Raw genomic sequence first — 22,041 nt, 5'->3', positions numbered from 1 at the left:
AGCAGCATACAAATTGATCAACCGGCTGCAGAAATTGAGGGAATTGCGTGATGACTTCAACCGGACAGCAGTTACACAATAAACGATTCCGCCGACTCGGGATCGGTCTTGGCATAGCAAGCGCGCTGATTGCGCTGCTGGCCGCACTTGGTGTGTTCTGGTTGCCCGGTTTTGCCAAATCGCAACTGGAAACACACTTGACCGAAATACTGCAGCGCCCGGTTACCGTCGCATCGGTAGAACTCAAGTTTCATACGCTTGAGTTGACCGTTAACGATCTCCAAGTCAACGACCATGCATCTTCTCCAGAAACGGCCGCTCCGCTGCTGTCATTCCACAAATTGCATGTCGACTTGAGTATCGAATCGTTGAAATATCGCGCTCCCGTCGTTTCTTCAATCACGCTCGCAAATCCCCAAATACGCCTGATCCGGGAAGCCGGCGGGCAGTTCAATATCGCTGATTTGCTGGAAAAATTCGGAACTACCGACACCCAGGAAACCGAAGCCAGTGATCAACAAAGCCCATTTTCTATCAGTAATATCAATATCCAGAATGGCCGTGTCGAATGGATCGATCGCAATAAAAACAGCGAGCACACCATCTCGGAAATAAATCTGAGCATTCCCGTCATCAGCCGCTTGCACGGTACCGGAACGGGTTGGATCGAGCCACGATTCGATGCCAAAATCAATAACGCACCGGTTTTATTGACCGGTAAATTACAACCCTTTGCCGCAAACCAGGAAGCAACACTGGATTTAAAATTCGATGCGATCGACATCGCACGTTATAAACCTTACCTGACATTACCGCAGGGTGTGCAGCTGCTGACCGGTTACTATGACGGCGATTTGTCCTTCAATATCAATCAAGAACCCGATCAAGCGCCAAAGTATCTGCTTAACGGCACGACCACACTGCGGCAGCTCACTTTCAGTAATTCCGCGGTGGCAACTCCTTATCAAGCCGGAATGCAGAAACTCGAAATCGCTTTCGCAAAAACCGATCTTACGGGAGCAGCGCCATTCCGCGTCCGAATAAACAGCCATCAAATTACGTTGACCCGTCAAAGCGACAGTGAACCGGTACTGGCATTGGGCAAGTTAAGCATCAATAACCTCAGCGTCAATATTAATAAACAACGCATCGCACTGGGTGACGTTGTGCTGGATGAGCTCAAAGCATCACTCCGGCGCGACGCTCAAGGCGCGATCGATATCGCTCAACTATTTAGCCCGCAGACCGCAACTGAGCCGGAAGCTAAAGTTACCGTTGCAATGTCACAATCACGCATCCCAATTCCGCCGCGCAAGCCTTCCCCAAGTTCAAGCAGCGCGATAACCGCCGAGAGCGAGCCTGCTGCAACAGCTACCGCCAGTGCGCAAGCAGCACCGGGCAACAACCCGTGGACACCCGAGATTAAAAGCATTCGGCTCAATAACGCCGCACTCCGCTATGAAGACCTTTCACTGGCGAAAGTCACGCCGATGATCATCGACTCGTTAAACTTAAGTCTCGAAGATATTGATCCACAGGGCATCAACCCGCTCCATCTTACGCTACAGGGACAAGTCAATCAGCACGGAAGTATTAAAGCCAGCGGTTCTCTGGCATGGTCGCCGCTGGCTTCGGATTTATCGCTCGATCTCAATTCCGTGGATATTGTGTCCTTGCAAAGCTGGCTGGGCGATCAATTGACTGCGTTATTAACGAGCGGGGATGTCTCCTTTAACGGCAATGTTAAAGCGGGCGGAAATCCGTTGAAAATTGAAGTCAAGGGACAAGGCAAACTGGCCAATTTCAATCTGATCGACAGCCAGAAAGCACATGATCTGTTGCATTGGAAAAAATTGGATATCGGCCAGCTCGATTTTATCAACGACCCGCTTCGCGTCAACATCGGCTCCATTCATCTGAGTGATTTTTTTGCACGCATGACCATCCTGCCGGACGGCACCCTCAATCTGAAACAAATTATCCGCCAGGAACAAAAAACGCCAGATGGAACAGCAAACACAACCACCGCTAGCGCCCAACCGGCCAGTTCCAAACATGACACACCGGTTCATATCGACAAAATTTTCCTGCAAAATGGCCGCATCAACTTTAACGATCGCTTCATTAAACCGAATTACCATGCCAATCTGACCGCGCTTACTGGCCAAGTCGGTCCGCTGTATCCGGGCAAATCCGGCAAAATCGATATCCGCGGCCTGGTCAGTAAAACCGCGCCATTGCAAATCAGCGGAACGATAGATCCATTCAGCGCCGAACTGTTGCTGGATATCGTTGCGCAAGTGAAAGACATCGATCTGCCGCCGTTGAGTCCTTATTCGGGAAAATACATCGGCTATGCGATTGAGAAAGGGAAATTGTCCGCCGATGTGAATTACCAGGTCGAGAACGGTGCATTGACCGCCGACAATAAAATCTTTCTGGATCAATTCACGCTTGGTGAGAAAATCGACAGCGAAGCCGGCGGATCGCTTCCGATCAGTCTTGCAATTGCGCTGTTGAAAAACCGCCGTGGTGAAATCGACATTCACCTGCCGCTCAAAGGATCGATCAATGACCCCGATTTCAATCTCGGAGACATTATTTTTCAGGCATTTATCAATCTGATCACCAAAGCGATCACTTCGCCGTTCTCGCTGCTCGGCTCGGTTATGGAAGGTAGCGAAGAGCTTTCGGAAATACCGTTTACACCCGGTTTAGCCACCATCGATGAATCATCCGTGCAACGGCTGCAAGCCTTAGCCGACGTGCTAAAAGACCGGCCATCGCTGCAACTGGAAATTTCCGGTCACTATGATCCGGTAAACGATCATGAAGGACTCAAACAGGCCATTCTGCAGAACACCATTAAAGCGCATAAATTGGCGGACGATGCCAAGAAAGGCGTTGCCGGCGGCACCATCGCGCAATTGACATTAACGCCGGAAGATTATGATAAGTATCTTGAAATTGCTTACAAAAAAGAAAACTTCGAGAAACCCAAGAACGCCATCGGTCTGGCAAAATCACTGCCCAGCGCGGAAATGGAACAACTCATGCTGGCGCATATCACCGTCAATGACAACGATTTGCAAGTATTGGCGGAGAATCGCGCGATCGCTGCCAGGGATTGGCTTATTGAAAACGGCGGTATCAGCAGTGATCGGGTTTTCGTCGTCGGCAGTCACGAAGACACCGGCAGCGAACAGCGCCCAGGCAGCCGGGTCGAGTTTGTATTGAAGTGAGAAGGCGCTTTGTTCAGAAAACCCTGAACAAGCGTCATTTCAAGCAAGAGTGAAAAATCTATTGCGCTGATTATTAAAGATTCCTCACTGCGCTCGGAATGACAAATGCAAGTTATTCAGTTTCTTTACGCCGCCCACTTCCTGCCATGACTGGCATATTCCAGCACCAGATGAAACACATTGTCGCATTTCTCGCGAAACAGCACACGGTCATAACTTTCCGGCAAATCGCGGTCCAGTATTTGTTCGACCGCCGATCGCACCGTTTTCTGCGTTTGCGTATCCTTGTACCAATCTTGCACCAGCACGCGGGGACGTTCTTCCAGTAAGCGGCGCAGTAACGATTTCGCGGCTAGTTTTACTTTCTGTGTTTCGTCCTGCGTCATTTTGTCTTTTTTCAGCAAATCGAACAATTCCAGCTCATCCTCGCTCAAGCCTTCGCGAATATGGCGCTTGTCTTCCGTGCGCAAATCCTCGGTGAATTGCATCAGATCTTCATAGTAGTTTTCAGTGGAAGAACCACCGGCATTATATTGGTCAATAATCTGCTGCAAGCGCTGGGCGAAATCTATTCGCGTTGCATTCTGTTGCAGCATTAATTCCAGTTTATGTTGCAAAAAAGCGCGCAGATCGGCGATCTCGATATGTTTGTAAGCCGCCTGTTTAAATTCCTCACGCAGCTTATCGAAATTGATTTTGCTCAAATCCCAAGTCTTACCTTTCTGAATTATCCGATACTCTGGATCTTTCTGTTGCGCTGTATGTGCATCCGTACCATCCACCACCACACTTTCATCCAGCAACTCGGCAATCTTCAAGCTGATCGCGTCGATGTCCTTCTGCTCGATATGCGCCTCGATCACGCCGCGCAGATACTGAAACGCTGCCACCTCGCGCCCCTTGCCATACCCCAGAGCCTCCGGCTTGCATGCCTCATAGAGCGACGTGATGGTGTTCTCATACACGTTGAAACTCTTGCGCCATTCATCGTTTGCCAGCAAGGTGTTAGCAAAAGACTCAAATCGCCCGACCTGCTTGAAGACATCGCCGCTTCCCAAGACTTCACGCAGCGCAACCCCTTTCTCGTGGCAAAACGCAAAGCCCTGTTCAATCGCATCGTCCAGCAAACGAAACAATTCTGTTTTTTCCTTAACTGGCGGTTCGGTCTCGTCGCCGCCTTGCGCGTAATCTTTCAGCGCCAGTTTCATGTTGCGGAATACATTGTAGTAATCCACGATTTCGCCATTGCGCTTCTCCACTTCGTTGATCTTCCACGACGTCACGCGATTGGCGCGGGCGATGGTCTGCATCAGCGTATGGCCTTGCATCGGCTTGTCGAGATATAACGTGGAAAGTGTCGGCGCATCAAAACCGGTCAGCCACATGCCGCAGACAAACACCAGTTGCAGCGGATGCTCTGGATCTTTGTAGTTGTATTCAATATCGTGCCCATGTTCATCCAGCTTGTCCATGCGTTCGCGATGCGGCTTGATGGTCAAGCCCTGCTCGGCGAATTTTTCTTCCTCGCCTGCGTCTGCGCTAATCACCACGGCCATTTCAACAGAACTCATGAATTCAATGCGCTGCTCCAGACGCCGCTTCTCAATTTCGCTGGCGGTTTTACTGATAGTCCCTTTCAGGACTCTTATCTCTTCCTTCCACAACCGCTGCACCTTGTCGTACATCTTCACGGCGGTGAATTTATCCACCGACACCACCAGCCCTTTGCCGAGATAACCGCGCCGGGGGAAATGATAAACGATGTCCCGCGCGATTTTTTCCAGCCGGTCGTCGCGTTTGATGACTTCTATTTCCGTGGAGAAACGCTTTTCCAGCTTGGCCTGTTGTGCCTCGTCCAGATTCTCATCTTCCAGAATCTGATAAAACTCCTCGCTCAATTCTTCATTCTGAATCAGCACCTCCGGCACGCGCTTCTCATAAAACAGCGGCACCGTCGCACCGTCGTCCATCGACTGCTGAAAATTGTATTCCGACACGTAATCGCCAAACCACGCATTGGTCTTGCGCTCGCGCCCGAGCAGCGGCGTGCCGGTGAATGCCAGATAGTTCGCCCTAGGCAGCCCCTTGCGCATGTTCTCCGCCAGCGATTTGTATTGCGTGCGGTGCGCCTCGTCGACGATCACGATGATGTCGTTGCGCGCTGACAGCTCGGGATATTCCCGGCCTTTGTCCCAGCGGAATTTCTGGATCAGCGTGAAAACGATGCGTTTGTTCTGCCCGAGAAACTTGCGCATCTCCTCGCTGTTCTTCGGCTGCGCCGCCTCGGCCTCGCTCACCGTGCGGGTGTTGAGGAAATTACGGTAAATCTGCCCGTCCAGATCGTCGCGATCGGTCACTACCACGAACGTGAAATGGCCGGTTTGTTTGCGGAAGATTTTGCGCGCATAAAAAATCATCGAAAAACTTTTTCCCGACCCCTGCGTATGCCAGAACACCCCGAGCTTTCCCGCCAGTTCCTCGCGTTTGAGGAAGACGTCATACGCGCGATTCACGCCGATAAACTGATGGTTCTGCGCGATGATTTTCTGCGTGTCTTTGTAAAAGAGAACGAAATTCTCCACGTAATCCAGCAGCTTCTGCTGCGGCAGCAAGCCTTCGATGACCCCTTCCAGACTGGTGCCTTGCGCACGAATTGCCGCGCGGTCAATTTTTTGTTTCTCATCGTCGGTGCGCAGCCAGTTGAAATAATGCTCCCACTGCGCCGTGATGCTGCCGACCCTGGTTTCGACGGCGTTCGACAGCACGCAAAACGCATTGGTCAGGAAAAGCTGCGGAATCTCCGCCTTGTAATTCGTCAGGTTGTCGTCATAAGCGTTGCGCAGCCTGACATTCGAGTTTTTCAGCTCGATGAACACCAGCGGAATACCGTTCACGTACAGCAACACATCCGGGCGGCGGAAGCCGCGCTCGCCCTTGATCCACAACTGCGTCACGGCCAGAAAACGGTTATTGCCCGACACGTTAAAATCCAGCAAGCGCACGCGCTCCTGCTGAGACTGCCCCTGCGCATTGTCGAACGTTACCGCAATGCCGTCGCGCAACAGGCCGTAGATTTCCTGGTTTGCCGCAATCAGCGTCATCGCCTGCCGCCGCTCGCACAGTTTTTCCAAGGCGCTTTCGATGGCTGCTTGCGGAATACCCGGGTTTAGACGGAGCGCGGCTTCGCGCAGCCGGTCCACCAGGATCACATCGCGCTTGCTGGCGCGGTTGGAACCGTCGTTCAAATCCTCCGCGTTGTCCGTATGGCAATCGAGCACGTCGAAGCCGTGCAGATGCTGGAGCTTCTGCACCAGCGCTTGTTCAAGCTGATTTTCGGAAATAAAGTTAGGCATTCAGTTTTCTATCCGGATTGTTTTTGCTTTAACTTAATCGCCGTCTAAGTTAAGGGAAATCGATTTCCCTTAACTAGTGAACAAACTTAAGTAACGATCAAACACGTAAGCGCGTCCCCACCTGTCATTTCGATTCCCTCGATTTCACCCGGAACAGACTCCAGAAGAAACCCTACTCCCACTCCACACTCAAATCTCTCCATTCAGGATTCATTCCGACTACCAACTGATTCTTCTTCTCACGCCGCCATTTTTTGATCTGTTTTTCCCGTTCAATAGCCGCCAGCACATCGCTTGCAGTCTCGAAGTAAACCAGCTTCTCAACGTTATGTTTTTTGGTAAATCCATCAATCAGCTTATTTTTGTGCTCATAGATCCGGCGTTCAAGATTATTGGTGACACCGACATACATCACCTGATTGTTCCAGTTGGTCAACAGGTAAACATAATAGGTCTTTTCCATCAGCTTCACCCCTCATTTCATGCACCCCAGTCGTAAAACCTGTCATTTCGTCCCCACACTATCATCCCATCTCCGTATTGTCATTCCGACCTTATACGGTCATTCCGAACGAATGTGAGGAATCTTAACCACACACCATAAGATTTCTCCATGCTGTCGAAATGACAGGCGATTTGCGACCACGTTTGATGATGCCATCAAACACAGGCCGATTCCTCCATGCCGGGTGGGAACTGGATATCGAGATGCTCGACGGAGAGTTTGCCGGAGATCAGGCGGGGAAGCAGTTGATCCCGTATTTTCCGGAGATAGGTATTTGTTTTCATTAATTGCTCAACCTGGATGAATATTGGTTCTGCCACTTTAGAATACTCAGTGATTAAATCCTTGGTTGGCGTCAGTAGCGGAAATCCCTTTATCAACTCCTGGCTGAGATTTTGTTGCGCAGCACCATGCGCAAAGTTGATCATATGCTTTTGTGCGAATTTGATGAGTAAGTAACTATAAGAGTAATGAAAGTAGTCGTTTTTGGGAAAAAATGCACAACAAGCTTGGTTAGTCGCAGAATCTACGGCAAGTATGCTGATATCAGGCATCGCACAATACATGGCAATCACAATGGTATAGCGGGGATAAATCTTAGCAGCTGAACTATCAATACCAGATTGCGAAATTCTTTCCTCCGTATCCAGAACAAATGTAGACTTCAATTCACCAGTCTTTGCCCAACAAATTTCTCCATTAAAGTTAGAGGTATTTTCTCTTGGCGGCGTGCCACCAGATGATGTATTAAAAAGTTGGCCGAGCTTCTGAATCTTCCAGCCTTCCGGCAAGCCTTTGACCTTATTCACCTTCTCATGACCGGGAAAACGCATGCGAACAAACCATTCGCGGTAGATTTCCTCGGCCATCTTTTCCAACAACGTAATGCGCCGCCGGTTGTTTTCGATCAGCTCGTCGTAGGCCGTGAGAATTGCTGCAATTTTCTTCTGAACAGAAAGATCTGGAACTGGCACTGGCACTTGCTGGATCTTGTACAACCCCAACTTTCCTTGAGCTGCCCCAGATGCAATTAACTGCATTAACTCCCAAACGTTTTGAGTCTGCAGATAATAATTTAGAAATGGTGGAAAAGTATTTTTGTAGTTCGTTAATTTCGCAGCATTTTCTGTTAAATTGGCGTCATCCAAGAACACCGGAATAATTCCAACATCTCCAATATTAATTCCGACAATCGTTATGCAAATATCGTCTTTTTTTACCTTATATCGCTTCAGCTTTGCTCGTATTTTCTCGTCGATATATACCGGTTGATCAAAAGTAACGCGCCCACCTCGTATATCCCTGGCTCGGATATATGGATAACCCTTATTGGAAAACTCTCCACCTTTGGGTAGTCGCTTACCGCCCTTTACGTCACATAAATCACCCAGTTTTTTCTCGATCCACATAATTGCTATTCACCAATAAGGTTGCGAATATTACTGACAATGATTCGTTCTAAAGAAACGGTTTCTTGATTTAACGCCACGAACTCGTCGGTGAGCTTTGCGAGTTCTTCAGCAAATTCCTCCTCGCTTTTGCCATCCTCTTCAATCACCACACCGACATAGCGCCCCGGATTCAGCGAATAATCCTGTTCTTTGATGTCCAGTTTGTACAGGCCGGTGACGATTCGGTATCCTGACATTAAACACACTATGGGCCATTTGTTTGCAAGGCTCATTCTTCCTCTCCCATTTCACCCCATCCGCTTAACCGCTCCGCAATCTCGTCCTCGCTTGGCAGCAGCTTGTGATAGCTGTCCGGCAAATGCGGGGTCAGGCTGTAGGTGGCAACACCGATAGGTTGGGTTGAGGTTTTCAACGCGTATTCAACAACAGTCTTTTTCTTGCTCTTGCAGATAATGATACCGATGGCATCATTCTCGCCAGGCAATTTGATCTGTTCGTTGAGCGCGGTCAGATAAAACTCCATCTTGCCTTTGTGTTCCGGCTGGAATTCACCAATCTTAAGTTCGATGGCAATCAAGCTTTTCAAACTACGGTGATAAAGCAGCAGATCAATAAAATAATCATTGCCCTCAACGGTCAGCCGATATTGATTGCCGACAAAGGTAAACTGCGCGCCCATTTCAATAAGGAAGCGCTGGATGTTGCTTACCAGAGCCTGCTCCAGTTGGCGTTCTTCATGTTCTTCGGCCAACTCCAAAAATTCGAACGTATAATGATCCTTGACCGCAAGTTTTGCCTCCTTGGCCATCGGCACAGGCAGAGTGGCATCGAAGTTGGTTTGGTTCAGCAGATATTTTTCGTAGGTTTTATTGTCTATCTGATGATCCAGAACACGCTTGCTCCAACCGAAACGAGCCGTGGAGCGGAGATAAAATTCACGCGCCAACGGAGATTTGCAGCGGCTCATGATGATGAGATGTTTACTCCAACTGACTTCTCCAACCAGCGGCTGGAGATTTTTCTCGTTCTGATATTCGCGATAAAACTGGCGCATGTACCAGAGGTTTTGCACAGAAAACCCGCTACGCTCGCCAAACTCCGCCTTGAGGTCAATGGAAAGCCGCTCAACGACTGATTTGCCCCATCCTTGCTGTTCCTGTTGGTCGGCAATCATTTTGCCTATATCCCAGTAAAGCGCAATCAACTCTTTGTTAACAGCTCTGAGCGCGGCGTATTGCGCGGTGAAGATACGCTGTTTTAGTCCGGTCAGTAGCTGGCCATAGTTTAGAAAGTGAGCAGGTTCCATCGGGTAATTACTCCTCTCCGGCGATTTGCACGATGTTATGTGCAATTACCGCCTCCAATCCTCGTGCAGCATTATTCAAGCCGGACAACTCCTCATGCATCGCCAGCAACTCCGCAATAAACTCCTCCTCGCTTTTGCCATCCTCCTCGATCACCACGCCGACATAGCGCCCCGGATTCAACGAATAATCCTGTTCTTGCACTTCCTCGGGCGTGGCGAGTTTGCACAAGCCGGTGACATCCTCGTATTGGGCATTGGGAAAGCGTTCTTGCAGCCAGTGAATATGCTGAAAGTACAGTTCAGCATTTTTCACATCCTGATGCAGTTCTTCCAGCGCGGATTTGAGCGCTTTTGTTCTGCGGTCGGATGCGGTGCGCTTGCCTTCCCGTTGTGCCTGCTCGGTTTGCTGCTTTTCGTGCTGGCGCACGGTTTTATCCAGACACTTCAAGCCTTCGTGCAGCGTGGAAAAGAAAGGATCGAATGCATGGCGCAACTGGTGTTGTGCCTGGTTTTGCTTGTCGATTTCTGCCGCAATCGCGTGTTCTTCGCGGTATTGCGTGTAATGGGTCTGTAGCTTTCCCAGTTCTTTCCAATGCTGTAGCAGTTCAGCCACCGCCTGTTTGCCGCCCGCATCGTCCAGCACATCGAGCAATTGCGCGCACACGGGTTCGATCTTTTCGTTGTTTTCAACCAGCCGCTCCATACCGGCAGCGAAATAACGGTCGATGAGCCGGATGAATTTCTCGTGTCGGCCTTTGTGCAGGTGACTGATGACGGCGATGTTTTGGATCTGTTCTTCGGAAAATTCGCGGTGGGCGCGGTCGATCTGGGTGAAAATGTTGCGCGCGTCAATGAACAGAATCCTGTCGTCACGCTTGGCTTTGTCGAAAAACCACAGTGTGGCGGGCAGCGTGACGGTGTAGAACATGTTCGACGGCAGTGTCAGCATGGCATAGATCAGGTTTTGCTCGATCAGTGTTTTGCGGATGTCGGCTTCGGAATGGCGCGCATCGGAGGCGGAATTGGCCATGACCAATGCGGCGCGGCCTTGCGGTTTGAGCGAGGTGGCGAACAGGCTGATCCACAGGTAGTTGCCGTTCGGCACGGTTTCCTTGCCTTCGTCGCCTTTCTTCACTTTCGATTTGTTGCGCGGGATGCCGTAGGTGTTGAAGCGCCGGTCCTTTTCCACGCTGGAAAGGCTCACGTCGTCGACGTTGAACGGCGGATTGGCGAGTACGTAATCGAATTTGTCGAAACTGTCATACGGGTCTTCGTAATAGGTGTTGGCCTGTTTGATTTCGCCGCGCAGGCCGTTGACCGCGAGGTTCATCTTGGCGAGCTTGACTGTGTCCTGGGTTTTTTCCTGGCCGCAGACATACACGCCGCTGTCCGCGCCTTTCAATTCCTCGCGATGCGCTTCGATGAACTGCGCGGATTGCACGAACATGCCGCCGGAGCCGCAGGCGGGATCGAACACCTTGCCGCCGTGCGGCTCGATAATTTCGACCATCAGACGCACCACCGAGCGCGGCGTGAAGAATTCGCCGCCTTTCTGCCCTTCGCTGCGTGCGAATTCGGACAGGAAGTATTCGTAAATCTGCCCGAACAGATCGCCGGTCGCGTTGGCGGGAATGTCCGCGAACGTTCTCAGCAATTGTTGCGGGATGGTTTTGTCGGTGCGCGTCAGCGCGGCGTATTCGTCCTTCGGCAGCACGCCTTCAAGTTCCGGCTTGTATTCCTCGATCGCCTTCATCGCTTCCTTGAGCGCCTTGGCGATGTCCTTTTCTTCCGGCAGATTCAGCAGATAATCGTAGCGGGTATGATCCGGCAGGTAAAAACCGCATTGCTCGATGGCGATTTCGGAAACCGGTTTCTCGCGCCGGGTGCCCTGCAACTGCTGATATTCGGCGAGAATGGCCTTCTCATGACGGCGGTAATTGTTGTCGGCAAATTTGAGGAAGATCAATCCCAGCACCGGGGTCGCATATTCGCTCGATTTCAGGTCGGAATTCGCACGCAATTTGTCGGCGGCGCTCCACAGATCGGCTTCTAGTTTTTTCAGTTGCTCTTTGTTCATGAATCCCGCTGATTATTCTTATTAGTCTAAAATACGCAGTTATAGTAAATCATTCATGCCGCGTTATGATAATTCTTGATTGGATGAAAACCTCGCCACTTAATGTAACTTTTCAATCCCTCAGCAGATTCGTTAACAGGCTGTTGAAAAACGTTTTCGAGGCAGTCGATACAAGGCAAAAACAGGCGAAAAAGCGCAGTTTATGCGGTATAAATGAGCATTTTGAGCTTGTTTTTAACACCGTAGCGGCAACGCAGATAGTTTTTCAACAGCCTGTTAAGTTAATTCTAATTCTTGCCATGAACTTATGGATTCTTGCGCAGGCCAATGCTTCCGGATCGTTCAATATCAATCCGCATGAGCAACCGGATGTCTGCAATCCAAATATTCCTCAAATCCGTGTAACCGTAAACGGCGTAGGGGCGGGTGGCGTGCTCAATGTCGAGCTGTACCATGACCCGGATTATTTTTTGTTCAAAAAAGGACGTTTGCGGAAAACCCGTACTCCAGCCATTAAAGGACAGCAAAAAGTCTGTATGAACCTGGCCCAGCCAGGTACTTACGCCGTGGCGGTCTATCAGGATATGGATGGCAATCGCAAATTAAAAAAACAGTGGAATCAGCTCCCGCTTGAGCCGTTTGGCTTATCGAACAACCCGGAGCAGCGCTTCGGTTTTCCCAAATTCAGCGATTCGGCTTTCACCACCGGCCGCTTCGGCGCGGATATAACGATCGACTTGAAACAACCGCTGAATCCTTAACGCCATGCGCATGGTAATCAATTTTTTTATTTTTCTGCTGGCCGCTTATTTATCTCTGGTGTTACTGGTGTATTGGGTGCAGTCTCATTTGGTGTACTTCCCTGACAAGCAGCTCAGCAACACGCCCAGCGCATTCGGCCTGGAATACGCTTCGGTCGACATCCCAACCAGTGATGGCGAAACCTTGCACGGCTGGTGGGTGCCGGTGACCGGCGCCAAAGGAACGGTTTTGCTGTTCCACGGTAATGCCGGCAATATCTCTCATCGTATCAACTACCTGACGATGTTTAGCAAGCTTGGCTACAATGTTTTATTGCTCGATTATCGCGGCTACGGCCAAAGCAGCGGCAAACCGTCCGAATCCGGCACCTATCTGGACGCGCAAGCAGCGTGGCGGTATTTGACTGAAACCAAAGGCATTGCACCGGAACGCATCGTTTTGTTCGGCGAATCGCTCGGCGGCGCAGTGGCCGCCTGGCTGGCGGCTAAGGAAAAGCCGGGATTACTGGTATTGGCTTCGGCATTTACTTCCGTTCCCGAGCTGGCTTCGGAACTATATCCATTTTTGCCGGTGCGCTGGATCAGCCAATTTAATTACAATACCTTACAAACCTTGCAAGCGGTTCATTGCCCGGTTTTTATCGCGCATAGCCCGGAGGATGATATTGTGCCGTTTCATCATGGCCAGCGGCTGTTTCAAGCCGCTCATGAACCCAAGCAGTTTCTGGAGTTGGAAGGCAGCCACAATACCGGCTTCATTTTCATGCAACCGATATGGAAAAAAGCATTGGGCGTTTTTATGGATGGGCAGCTCAATGTTCACCCATGACGGATGCAATGCCGGTTCCCGGTGTTTTCAATTGCACCGGTAATCGCTATCGGTATTAAAACAATTTTTTGATAACAATCCATGAATTCATCACCGCAAGCAATCGAGCAAACGATCACTGATATCGCAGCCGAAGCCGGTAAACGTCTTGCCGCTCATGGCTGGATGCTGGTAACGGCGGAGTCTTGCACCGGTGGTTGGGCCGGACAGGCAATCACTGCGATATCCGGCAGTTCCGCTTGGTATGAGCGCGGTTTCATCACCTACAGCAACGCTTCAAAGCACGAAATGCTCGGTGTGCAACAAAGTACATTGGATCAATTCGGCGCGGTTTCGCCGCAAACAGCCACTGAAATGGCAGCGGGTGCGCTTGGCCGGAGCCATGCTCAAATCAGCGTCGCCATCACCGGCATTGCCGGCCCGGATGGCGGCACAGCCGCAAAACCGGTCGGCATGGTGTGTTTTGCCTGGGCGCATAAATGCGGCTTGGTAAAGCAAGAAACGCATTACTTCAGCGGGAATCGCAACACCATCCGCGGTCAGGCGGTTATCATCGCGTTGCAAGGTGTGTTAAAACTGATTGAGGAGACACCATTGATTGCTTGACGAGCATGAGCATTAACCAGCAATTAACACCGGTCACTTTATTTCTAAGGGTTTCCCCTAGAACAAAACCAGAGTTTCCCCAATATGAATTCTTCACTCACCTCGTTATGATGCGCACCATGATCAATTTGGAGCCATCCATCATGAACAAAAAACTATCTTTCTATCTCGCTATTGTACCTATCTTCATGCTATTGATCGGCTGCGCGCAAGTCGGTCCGGTCAATCCGCAAGACGTTGCTGCCAAAAATGCCAAAACCCATCAAGAGCATAATAGCCTGGCTTCATACTACGATAACGTGGCTAAAGAAATGGATAGCAAAGCGGCGCAAAATAAAGCATTGCTTAATGATTACGAAGGACATAGCGAATACTATGGTAGACGCGGGCAGGATTTCCATTCGCATGCAACCGCGAATCTTCGTCATTATGAGCAAGAAGCACAAGATGCCCTGAGGAAAGCCGAGTTTCACCGCAAGATCGCAGCCGAATTGCTGAAACGTGAATTCGCTCAACCGTCGGACACAACCGATCCTGCGGCAGCACGTAAAGTTAAAGTGAAACTGAAATCAGATTCAGACAACCTGAATTAATTTGCGGATGAAATAATAGATTTATTATCTATGCGATTATAAAGAAGCGTAGCTAAGCGCGAATTTAGAAAATTCCATTCCCTTGCTGTTCCGGTCTTAATAAGGCTGGAAGCAGGGGAATGGAATTTTTGCGTATGCCGGAAACCATACAATGCTTACCAAGAAATGATGCGAACATTTAAACTGCTGAATGCAGTAGCAAGCAGTGCCTTACTCAGCGCCTTGCTTTGTGTTTTTTTTCCAGGAACCAGCCAAGCCGATTCGTTACAAAATTTTATCAAATACAGCCGGTTGGAATTGGGCGGCTGGGTTAATGGCGGCGCAACCTTCAATCCAAGCCAATCGGGCGGATACAACGGCCCGGTGATATTTGCCGATCAAGCAAACCGCTTTCAATTGAACCAATTCAATCTATTTTTACGCCGCTCGGTCGTATCCGAAGGAAAAACATGGGATTTCGGCGGGCGCTTCGACTTCATGTTCGGAACCGATGCCATTTTCACGCAAGCCTTCGGTGTGCCAACCTTCGATGTCAATTCCGGCGAAACGATGAAAAGAAGCAATTGGGATTTGGATTTATGCTGCAATTCATCGCGAACCTACGGTATTGCATTACCGCAAGCGTATTTGGAAACCTTCGTGCCAGTCGGTAACGGATTGAACGTCAAGCTCGGGCATTTCTATACCCCGACAGGCTTTGAAACCGTTCCGGCGCCGGATAATTTCTTCTATACACGCGCCTACACCTTGAATGTCGGCGAGCCTTTCACGCACACCGGCATGCTCGCCAATTACATCGTCAATAAAAACTGGGAAATCCTGGGAGGGCCACTGACCGGCAGCGCCAACGGCGGTTGGGATGGCGGCTGGGACAAGCAATTAGGAAATTGGTCCGGACTCGCCGGTTTTACTTGGAAAAGCGATAGCAGAGCCACCACGTTTCATTTTTCCGGAACCTACGGCCAAGTATCCAGCCGCAGCGATGAAATCTGGGCATTCTACAACGTCGTCCTGCAACACAAAATCACTCCGAAAACCTTACTGGTTTTGCATCACGTCTATGGCGAAGCCAGCGGGATACTGCTGAACAACCTCAAATACTCCAATGTTGTCCAGGATGCCGAATGGATGAGCGCCATTGCGCACTTGTACTACGATGTCACCGACAATCTGGCCATCGGCGCGCGCGCCGAATGGTATCGCGATCAAGACGGCTTCCGCAATCCGTCGCCATTCCGTATCGCCGCCGCCACCAACATCGTCAACGGCGCCGCAGAAAGTTACGCAGGCAACCTGAGCCGGGTTACGATCACCCCCGCCGACTATTACGATGTGACTGTCGGTTTAAATTGGAAAGCCGCCAAAACGCTAGGACTTAAATCCAAACTATTACAGAAATTACGCATCCGCCCCAACATCCGCTACGACCGGGTCGATGCCTACCGCGCTGAAGCCTACCGCCCTTTTGCGGGCCATAAAGACCAAATATTGTTCTCTTTGGATTTTGTGTTGCCGTTCTGATTTCTCAGTGATTCCCGGATTGCTGCGCCGTTTGTGCGATCAGACGATCACAATACGCAATCGCAATCGCCGAGAGTAAAAAAGCCAAGTGAATACCGGTTTGCGCGATCAGCGACTTTTCGTCGTAAGCGCTCGCATTGATGAATGTTTTCAATAAGTGAATCGACGAAATACCGATAATTGCAGTTGCCAGCTTAACTTTTAGTACCGAGGCATTGACATGGGACAACCACTCCGGCTGATCGGGATGGCTTTCCAGATTCATCCGCGATACAAAAGTTTCATACCCACCGATGATGACCATGATCAGCAGATTCGAAATCATCACCACGTCGATCAGACCGAGAACAACCAGCATGATGGTGGTTTCGGTCAGCCGGTCTGGACGAGCCGTACCTTCAATGGTGACTATGTCGAGGATATGATCCAGCGCATCCTTGTTGCCCATCACGGCACTGATCAGATCCGTCAACTCAACCCAGAAGTGAAACACGTATACGCACTGCGCCAGTACCAATCCGAAATACAATGGCAATTGCAGCCAGCGGGTTAGAAATAAAAAATATGCAATCTGAGGTATTCTTTTACGAGGCGTATTGTCGGGATTATTGTTGGGTTCCATGTTGTTCATAGTTCATTAAAAAGTGCGCAAGATTATCATAGTGCTTACTAAAACGAAATTTGATGCGCAGTGGTTGACAATGGGTTTTCTGGGCGAGAACCAAACCGTCCGCGCTGGCATATACCGCCCTTTCGCAAGCCATAAAGACCAAATGATGTTTCATTGGGTTTTGAACTGCTTTTTTGATTGAGTCGGTGCGTGCTAATAACGCATCGCATCGCTTCCAAATACGACGGGCGACAAGTTGATCAACTGCTTTCCCGCTTCTGTTGCCACTTCAGCGTCCCGTAAGCGCCCAGATAAGTACCGATGAATGCAGCGACCACATACGCGTGATTTTCAACATAACTGGTAATAGTAAATGCATTGGCAAGAATCAGCGTCGCCGACCAGAACGCCGCAGCATGCGGGTTTTTATTACTGAGGTTGATGAAATACAGCGTACCGCAAACATTGGCAAACCCCATGGATAGGGCAACCAGGCAAAAGGTAACAAACGAAAAATCCATATTATCGCCCGCTAATCAGGCTGCTCGCCATCTCATACCTTATTATAATTCGGCGCAATAACAATTGCGCGCTGCCTTGCTTTCAATATGTCCCATGGGTTGAAAATCCGTATCGTCCTGCGGTAGCCTGGTAGGATGTGCCGACCACAAGGAGGCGCATCGAACGTATCATTCAACCCCCTCGATATCATAGCTCACATGACCACCCCAATTTTCTGGATAAACACCTTGTTCAACATAACGATGAAAGCTGGAATAAGGCCAATCGCGCACACTTTTTACCCAGCCATGCTTAACAGGGTTCCAATGAATATGGCGGATTCAACATTGAAGTGCAACTTTTGTAAGGAAGTTTATAGGCAAGCTGCGGTAGTATCGGAGCTGCTTAAACGCCAAGTAAAAGGAGCACAGATGAAACACTACAAGCAGCTCACCCGAGAACAACGATACCAGATTTCTGGTTTGAAGAAAGCGGGATTGAACCAATCGCAAGTTGCGGCTGAAATAGGCGTAGACAAGTCGACGATATCCCGGGAATTCGGGCGGAACAAAGGCCGGCGTGGCTGGCGTCCAAAGCAGGCGCAGGAATTGCGGGATGAGCGTCGAAAGAAATGCGTCAATGCCCAGCGTTTCTCGTTGCCGGAATGGGCGGAGATTGAACGGTTGATCCGGTTGGACATGAGCCCGGAACAAGCATCTTGCCGACTTACACTGGAATGCGGGTTGAGAATCAGCCATGAGACGATTTACGTGCACATTTATGAAGACAAACGCCGTGGTGGCGATCTGTGGCAACATTTGCGCTGCCAGAAACCACGCAGAAAACGTTACGCGAGCGGTCAAGAGCGCCGGGGCACGATCAAGAACCGGATTGGCATTGACGAGCGCCCGGGGATTGTCGATCAGAAGAGCCGCTTAGGCGACTGGGAAGGCGACACCGTGATCGGCAAGAACCATCGAGGCAGAACTGGATGCGGATGTCTATTTCGCCCGTCCCTACCTTTCATGGGAGCGTGGTTTGAACGAGTACAGCAACGGGTTGCTGCGCCAGTATTTCCCCAAGGCAATGGAGCTGATTGAGGTTACCCAGGAACAAGTGCAATGGGCGGTGGATAGACTCAACCACCGGCCACGCAAAGTGCTTGGATTCAGAACCCCGTTTGAGATATTCTTCGGGAAGACGGTGCGTTACACTAAATTACCGTTAGGTGTTGCACTTCGAAATTGAATCCGCCTATAATCAACATGCCGGTTAAAATCATTTTGGTCACGCAAAAGATGCTCCCAGAACCGGCGTTGCCATAGCCCTCTTTCCCGTCGCGATTTCCGGCTGGTGGAAATTCTCTCTCCGGTTGCTATGTGACGGGAAAAGTAACCTTTGAGCAGATTCCATCGGGTTGAGAAATCCGCATCGGCTGGCGGCAGCGTCCAGATACAGTGTAAATGATCCGGCAAAATAACGACCGCATCCATGCGGAAAGGGTGGCGATGTTTGGTGTATTCAAATGCGCTACGCAGTAAATCGATTTGCTCGACTAACAGCCGATTGGTCTTGCGTTCGGCAAGATTGACCGTAAAAAACCAGGAACCGCCGGGAATATAGGCACGCCGGTATTCCGTCATTTCGTTTGTTTTCCTGTTATTAAACGTTTTTTTGATTGATGCGCCTCCTTGCGATCGGCACATCCTACGGATGTTTGCGCGATGGTAACCCATTAGATACTATTAACCTACTAATTTAAAGCCTAGAATATTTTTTGAAAGGAGAAAAAGATGAACAAATTCCAACAACATATTGCACTTACATTGCTGCTTTCATTTGGTGTATCAAATATTAATGCGGCTCCTGAGGAAATCCCGGGAACGGGTTTAGCGGTAGATTTTGCAGAGTCAGTTCTTTCTGGCGCTGGCCGTCTAATCCGAGCAACAAACATTCCGGTTGAGTCTGCAGGTACTACTGTTTACTATGATGTTGAAATGGACTTCACTCGATTATCTGATGGATCATTCGGAGCGAAACTTATTTCAGCAACACCCTCAACCGGGGCCGCCTCACCAACTTCCGTAAGTACTATGAATTTCTTGCCCGGAACTTATGCTGGTATTGCCCCGGGATCTGCTGACTCCGCCTTACCCTGCTTTTTCAATTTGGATGCACCCTCGATTGGCGCAGATGGGCGTCGCACTTACTTATTGACTGTGACATCCAACGGCACTGGTTGTCCAGAAGGGATAACCTCATATACTTGGCAAACTGGCCCCGCTTTCAAAAACAACATTATCGGTTCAGTTGGAGCTTCAGAATTAAATAGTTTTGTAAAAGCATCGTCGCTGACATACGCTTATGGGTTAGATTCAGACAATACTTATTTACGAGTATTACAAATTGAAAACACGCTTACACTTCAGGAAGTAAGCGCATCAGGCTCCACATCTTCAAGAAAAATATTTACTCTGAAAAAACAATAAAGCTGATTTCTTATAACTTCTTCACTTCATGTGACCTTCAAACTAAAGGAAAAACAACTAAGTTTTTTGGCATCCAACCAAACAAAAAACCCGGAAGTACCAGCTCCCGGGTTTTTATTTTAACAACAACTACAATTACAGAATTACAGCTTCGCCAGCACTTCCGCAACCGTTTGTCCCATCAACGACGGGGTTGGGCAGATGGTGACACCGAGTTCTTTCAGCATCGCGACTTTTTCCGCTGCGCTTTCACCAGCAGACGAAATGATCGCGCCGGCGTGGCCCATGCGGCGGCCTTCCGGTGCCGTTAAGCCAGCGATGTAGGCCACCAGCGGTTTGCTCATGTTTTCCTTGGCGAATCGTCCGGCTTCGACTTCCTGCGGGCCGCCGATTTCGCCGATCATGAGTGCGACTTTAGTCTCGGGATCTTGTTCCAGCCGCTCCAAAATATCGCGGTGCGAGCTGCCGGGGATCGGATCGCCGCCGATGCCGACGGACGTGGTAATGCCGATACCAAGCGCGCGCATTTGATCGGCAGCTTCATAGCCCAGTGTGCCGGAACGGCCGACCACGCCGACATTACCACGGATGTAGATGTGACCAGGCATAATGCCAAGCATGGCGCGGCCGGGGCTGATGGTGCCGGCGCAGTTCGGGCCGGTCAGCAGCATGCGGTCTTCTTTCGGGAAACGGCGCAGGAAGTTTTTCACTGTCATCATGTCTTGCGTCGGGATGCCGTCGGTGATCGACACGCAGTATTTGATACCGGCGTCGGCGGCTTCCATGATCGAATCCGCGGCGAATGCGGGCGGCACGAACACAATGCTGGCTTCCGCGCCGACTTGATCGACTGCTTCCTTAACCGTATTGAACACCGGCAATCCCAAATGTTTTTGTCCGCCTTTGCCCGGCGTGACGCCGCCGACCACGTTGGAACCGTAGTCGATCATTTCCTGCGCATGAAAAGTACCGATTCTGCCGGTAAACCCTTGAACGATGATGCGTGTTTTTTCGTTGATTAATATCGCCACTTTATACTCCTAAGCTTTCGCGACGACTTCGTTACGGGCGCGCACGACTTTTTCCGCGGCTTCCGCTAACGTATCGGCGGTGATGATCGGCAGGCCGCTGTCCGCTATGATACGGCGGCCTTCTTCCACGTTGGTGCCCGACAAGCGAACCACCAGCGGCACTTTCATATCGATGTTTTTGACCGCTTGCACCACGCCTTCGGCGATCCAGTCGCAGCGGTTAATCCCGGCGAAAATGTTCACCAGCATGGCTTTGACGCCGGAATCGGCGAGCACCAGGCGGAACGCTTTCTCAGTGCGCTCGGCGGATGCGCCGCCGCCAACGTCGAGGAAGTTGGCGGGTTCGCCACCGGCCAGTTTGATCATGTCCATCGTCGCCATCGCCAGGCCTGCGCCATTGATCATGCAACCGATGTCGCCATCCAAGCCGACGTAGCTTAATCCGGCTTCCGCTGCGGCAACTTCACGGTGATCGACTTGGGTGTTGTCGCGCAATTCAGCGATGCGGTGGCGGCGGAACAATGCGTTCTCGTCGAATACCATTTTCGCATCCAGCGCCACGATGTCGTTATTGGCGGTAATCACCAGCGGGTTGATTTCCAGGATATTGGCGTCCAAGTCGCGCAACGCGCGGTAACAGCCTTTGATGGTTTTAACGGCATGATTCAGTTGCGCCGGATCGATACCCAAGGCAAACGCCATTTTGCGCGCCTGAAAATCCTGCAAACCGACCGCGGGTTCGACATAAATCTTGATAATCGCTTCCGGATTGGTCACCGCCAGTTTTTCGATTTCCATGCCGCCTTGCGCCGAGCCGATCATGATGACGCGTTCGCTGACGCGGTCGATCATGAACGACAGATAAATTTCCTTGGCGATGTTGGTGCCCGCTTCAACATATAAGCGGGAACAGACTTTTCCTGCCGGGCCGGTTTGATGCGTCACCAGTTTTTTGCCAAGCAGGCTTTCGGCGGCTTGTTCGACTTCCGCGTGTGTTCTGCAAACTTTGATACCGCCTGCTTTACCGCGTGCGCCGGAATGGATCTGCGCCTTGACGACCCAGACGTCGCCTTCGATTTCGCGTGCGCGTTGCACCGCTTCCTCAACGGTGTAAGCCAGACCGCCTTCCGCAATCTTGACGCCGTATTCCGTCAGTATTTCTTTTGCTTGATATTCATGAATATTCAATTCAATTTCCCCACTAG

Annotated in this window: 18 protein-coding genes and 1 pseudogene; 8 read left to right on the top strand and 11 right to left on the bottom strand. The window is 50.3% G+C overall.

What is annotated here, in order from left to right; genetic code table 11:
* Positions 1-50 precede the first annotated feature (50 nt).
* Complete coding sequence (locus ACV7NC_RS10405; protein WP_458154910.1) at positions 51-3,242, top strand: DUF748 domain-containing protein; 3,192 nt, start codon at positions 51-53, stop codon at positions 3,240-3,242.
* A gap of 125 nt (positions 3,243-3,367) precedes the next feature.
* Here ACV7NC_RS10405 and ACV7NC_RS10400 read toward each other — a convergent pair whose 3' ends face one another.
* The 6 genes from ACV7NC_RS10400 to ACV7NC_RS10375 all read right to left on the bottom strand — a co-directional run bounded on the left by ACV7NC_RS10400 (position 3,368) and on the right by ACV7NC_RS10375 (position 11,895).
* Positions 3,368-6,595 carry a type I restriction endonuclease subunit R gene (locus tag ACV7NC_RS10400; RefSeq protein ID WP_458152507.1) on the bottom strand — a complete coding sequence of 1,076 codons (3,228 nt, stop codon included), beginning with the start codon at positions 6,593-6,595 and terminating at the stop codon, positions 3,368-3,370.
* A gap of 172 nt (positions 6,596-6,767) precedes the next feature.
* A complete protein-coding gene (locus ACV7NC_RS10395) occupies positions 6,768-7,058 on the bottom strand; it encodes a GIY-YIG nuclease family protein (RefSeq protein ID WP_458152506.1) in 291 nt (96 codons plus the stop codon).
* 197 nt (positions 7,059-7,255) lie between these two features.
* Positions 7,256-8,509: a restriction endonuclease subunit S gene (locus ACV7NC_RS10390; protein WP_458152505.1), complete on the bottom strand. Its 1,254-nt coding sequence runs from the start codon at positions 8,507-8,509 to the stop codon at positions 7,256-7,258.
* Positions 8,510-8,514: 5 nt separating this feature from the next.
* Positions 8,515-8,784: a hypothetical protein gene (locus tag ACV7NC_RS10385; RefSeq protein ID WP_458152504.1), complete on the bottom strand. Its 270-nt coding sequence runs from the start codon at positions 8,782-8,784 to the stop codon at positions 8,515-8,517.
* Entirely contained in the window at positions 8,781-9,818 is a 1,038-nt protein-coding gene (locus tag ACV7NC_RS10380) for a PDDEXK nuclease domain-containing protein (RefSeq protein WP_458152503.1), read from the bottom strand. The genes ACV7NC_RS10385 and ACV7NC_RS10380 overlap by 4 nt, the downstream gene beginning before the upstream one ends.
* A 7-nt stretch (positions 9,819-9,825) precedes the next feature.
* Positions 9,826-11,895 (bottom strand): type I restriction-modification system subunit M, encoded by a 2,070-nt coding sequence (locus ACV7NC_RS10375; protein ID WP_458152502.1) that lies wholly within the window; start codon positions 11,893-11,895, stop codon positions 9,826-9,828.
* A 299-nt stretch (positions 11,896-12,194) separates the two neighbouring features.
* Here ACV7NC_RS10375 and ACV7NC_RS10370 point away from each other — a divergent pair, with 299 nt between their 5' ends.
* From ACV7NC_RS10370 to ACV7NC_RS10350, 5 genes are all read left to right on the top strand, one after another.
* Positions 12,195-12,656: a DUF2141 domain-containing protein gene (locus tag ACV7NC_RS10370; protein WP_458152501.1), complete on the top strand. Its 462-nt coding sequence runs from the start codon at positions 12,195-12,197 to the stop codon at positions 12,654-12,656.
* A 4-nt stretch (positions 12,657-12,660) separates the two neighbouring features.
* The gene (locus tag ACV7NC_RS10365; RefSeq protein ID WP_458152500.1) at positions 12,661-13,485 is read left to right on the top strand and encodes an alpha/beta hydrolase; all 825 of its coding nucleotides are present in this window, start codon (positions 12,661-12,663) and stop codon (positions 13,483-13,485) included.
* Positions 13,486-13,566: 81 nt separating this feature from the next.
* A complete protein-coding gene (locus ACV7NC_RS10360; protein ID WP_458152499.1) occupies positions 13,567-14,091 on the top strand; it encodes a CinA family protein in 525 nt (174 codons plus the stop codon).
* Between the two features lie 143 nt (positions 14,092-14,234).
* Complete coding sequence (locus ACV7NC_RS10355; protein ID WP_458152498.1) at positions 14,235-14,684, top strand: hypothetical protein; 450 nt, start codon at positions 14,235-14,237, stop codon at positions 14,682-14,684.
* 165 nt (positions 14,685-14,849) lie between these two features.
* The gene (locus ACV7NC_RS10350; protein WP_458152497.1) at positions 14,850-16,205 is read left to right on the top strand and encodes a porin; all 1,356 of its coding nucleotides are present in this window, start codon (positions 14,850-14,852) and stop codon (positions 16,203-16,205) included.
* A 4-nt stretch (positions 16,206-16,209) separates the two neighbouring features.
* Here the strand turns inward: ACV7NC_RS10350 and ACV7NC_RS10345 are convergent, their stop codons facing one another.
* On the bottom strand, positions 16,210-16,836 hold the full coding sequence (locus tag ACV7NC_RS10345; protein ID WP_458152496.1) for a YqhA family protein: 627 nt from the start codon (positions 16,834-16,836) through the stop codon (positions 16,210-16,212).
* Between the two features lie 239 nt (positions 16,837-17,075).
* Positions 17,076-17,336 carry a hypothetical protein gene (locus ACV7NC_RS10340; RefSeq protein ID WP_458152495.1) on the bottom strand — a complete coding sequence of 87 codons (261 nt, stop codon included), beginning with the start codon at positions 17,334-17,336 and terminating at the stop codon, positions 17,076-17,078.
* Between the two features lie 411 nt (positions 17,337-17,747).
* Here ACV7NC_RS10340 and ACV7NC_RS10335 point away from each other — a divergent pair.
* Positions 17,748-18,564: pseudogene (locus ACV7NC_RS10335) on the top strand (IS30 family transposase).
* Here ACV7NC_RS10335 and ACV7NC_RS10330 read toward each other — a convergent pair.
* A complete protein-coding gene (locus tag ACV7NC_RS10330) occupies positions 18,525-18,959 on the bottom strand; it encodes an REP-associated tyrosine transposase (protein ID WP_458152494.1) in 435 nt (144 codons plus the stop codon). The pseudogene ACV7NC_RS10335 and the gene ACV7NC_RS10330 sit on opposite strands and share 40 nt — an antisense overlap.
* Before the next feature lie 150 nt (positions 18,960-19,109).
* On the opposite strand from ACV7NC_RS10330, the gene ACV7NC_RS10325 reads away from it, so the two are divergent.
* Entirely contained in the window at positions 19,110-19,805 is a 696-nt protein-coding gene (locus tag ACV7NC_RS10325) for a hypothetical protein (protein ID WP_458152493.1), read from the top strand.
* Between the two features lie 143 nt (positions 19,806-19,948).
* On the opposite strand, the gene sucD is transcribed toward ACV7NC_RS10325, so the two are convergent.
* Complete coding sequence (gene sucD, locus ACV7NC_RS10320) at positions 19,949-20,836, bottom strand: succinate--CoA ligase subunit alpha (protein WP_458152492.1); 888 nt, start codon at positions 20,834-20,836, stop codon at positions 19,949-19,951.
* A gap of 9 nt (positions 20,837-20,845) precedes the next feature.
* The gene (locus ACV7NC_RS10315) at positions 20,846-22,024 is read right to left on the bottom strand and encodes a malate--CoA ligase subunit beta (RefSeq protein ID WP_458152491.1); all 1,179 of its coding nucleotides are present in this window, start codon (positions 22,022-22,024) and stop codon (positions 20,846-20,848) included.
* Positions 22,025-22,041 lie beyond the last annotated feature (17 nt).

It is taken from the genome of Nitrosomonas limosa, from assembly GCF_054188085.1.
The sequence above is the reverse complement of the archived record's forward strand: the minus strand, read 5'-3'. Positions and strand labels throughout refer to the sequence as shown.

Bases quoted from the DNA above. Each gene is read 5' to 3' on its own strand.
- ACV7NC_RS10375 (WP_458152502.1), bottom strand. From the start codon at position 11,895: ATGAACAAAGAGCAACTGAAAAAACTAGAAGCCGATCTGTGGAGCGCC.
- ACV7NC_RS10365 (WP_458152500.1), top strand. From the start codon at position 12,661: ATGCGCATGGTAATCAATTTTTTTATTTTTCTGCTGGCCGCTTATTTA.
- ACV7NC_RS10380 (WP_458152503.1), bottom strand. From the start codon at position 9,818: ATGGAACCTGCTCACTTTCTAAACTATGGCCAGCTACTGACCGGACTA.
- ACV7NC_RS10405 (WP_458154910.1), top strand. From the start codon at position 51: ATGACTTCAACCGGACAGCAGTTACACAATAAACGATTCCGCCGACTC.
- ACV7NC_RS10345 (WP_458152496.1), bottom strand. From the start codon at position 16,836: ATGAACAACATGGAACCCAACAATAATCCCGACAATACGCCTCGTAAA.
- ACV7NC_RS10385 (WP_458152504.1), bottom strand. From the start codon at position 8,784: ATGAGCCTTGCAAACAAATGGCCCATAGTGTGTTTAATGTCAGGATAC.
- ACV7NC_RS10350 (WP_458152497.1), top strand. From the start codon at position 14,850: ATGATGCGAACATTTAAACTGCTGAATGCAGTAGCAAGCAGTGCCTTA.
- ACV7NC_RS10360 (WP_458152499.1), top strand. From the start codon at position 13,567: ATGAATTCATCACCGCAAGCAATCGAGCAAACGATCACTGATATCGCA.
- ACV7NC_RS10400 (WP_458152507.1), bottom strand. From the start codon at position 6,595: ATGCCTAACTTTATTTCCGAAAATCAGCTTGAACAAGCGCTGGTGCAG.
- ACV7NC_RS10395 (WP_458152506.1), bottom strand. From the start codon at position 7,058: ATGGAAAAGACCTATTATGTTTACCTGTTGACCAACTGGAACAATCAG.
- ACV7NC_RS10325 (WP_458152493.1), top strand. From the start codon at position 19,110: ATGAACAAATTCCAACAACATATTGCACTTACATTGCTGCTTTCATTT.
- ACV7NC_RS10390 (WP_458152505.1), bottom strand. From the start codon at position 8,509: ATGTGGATCGAGAAAAAACTGGGTGATTTATGTGACGTAAAGGGCGGT.
- ACV7NC_RS10340 (WP_458152495.1), bottom strand. From the start codon at position 17,336: ATGGATTTTTCGTTTGTTACCTTTTGCCTGGTTGCCCTATCCATGGGG.
- ACV7NC_RS10370 (WP_458152501.1), top strand. From the start codon at position 12,195: ATGAACTTATGGATTCTTGCGCAGGCCAATGCTTCCGGATCGTTCAAT.
- ACV7NC_RS10355 (WP_458152498.1), top strand. From the start codon at position 14,235: ATGAACAAAAAACTATCTTTCTATCTCGCTATTGTACCTATCTTCATG.
- ACV7NC_RS10330 (WP_458152494.1), bottom strand. From the start codon at position 18,959: ATGACGGAATACCGGCGTGCCTATATTCCCGGCGGTTCCTGGTTTTTT.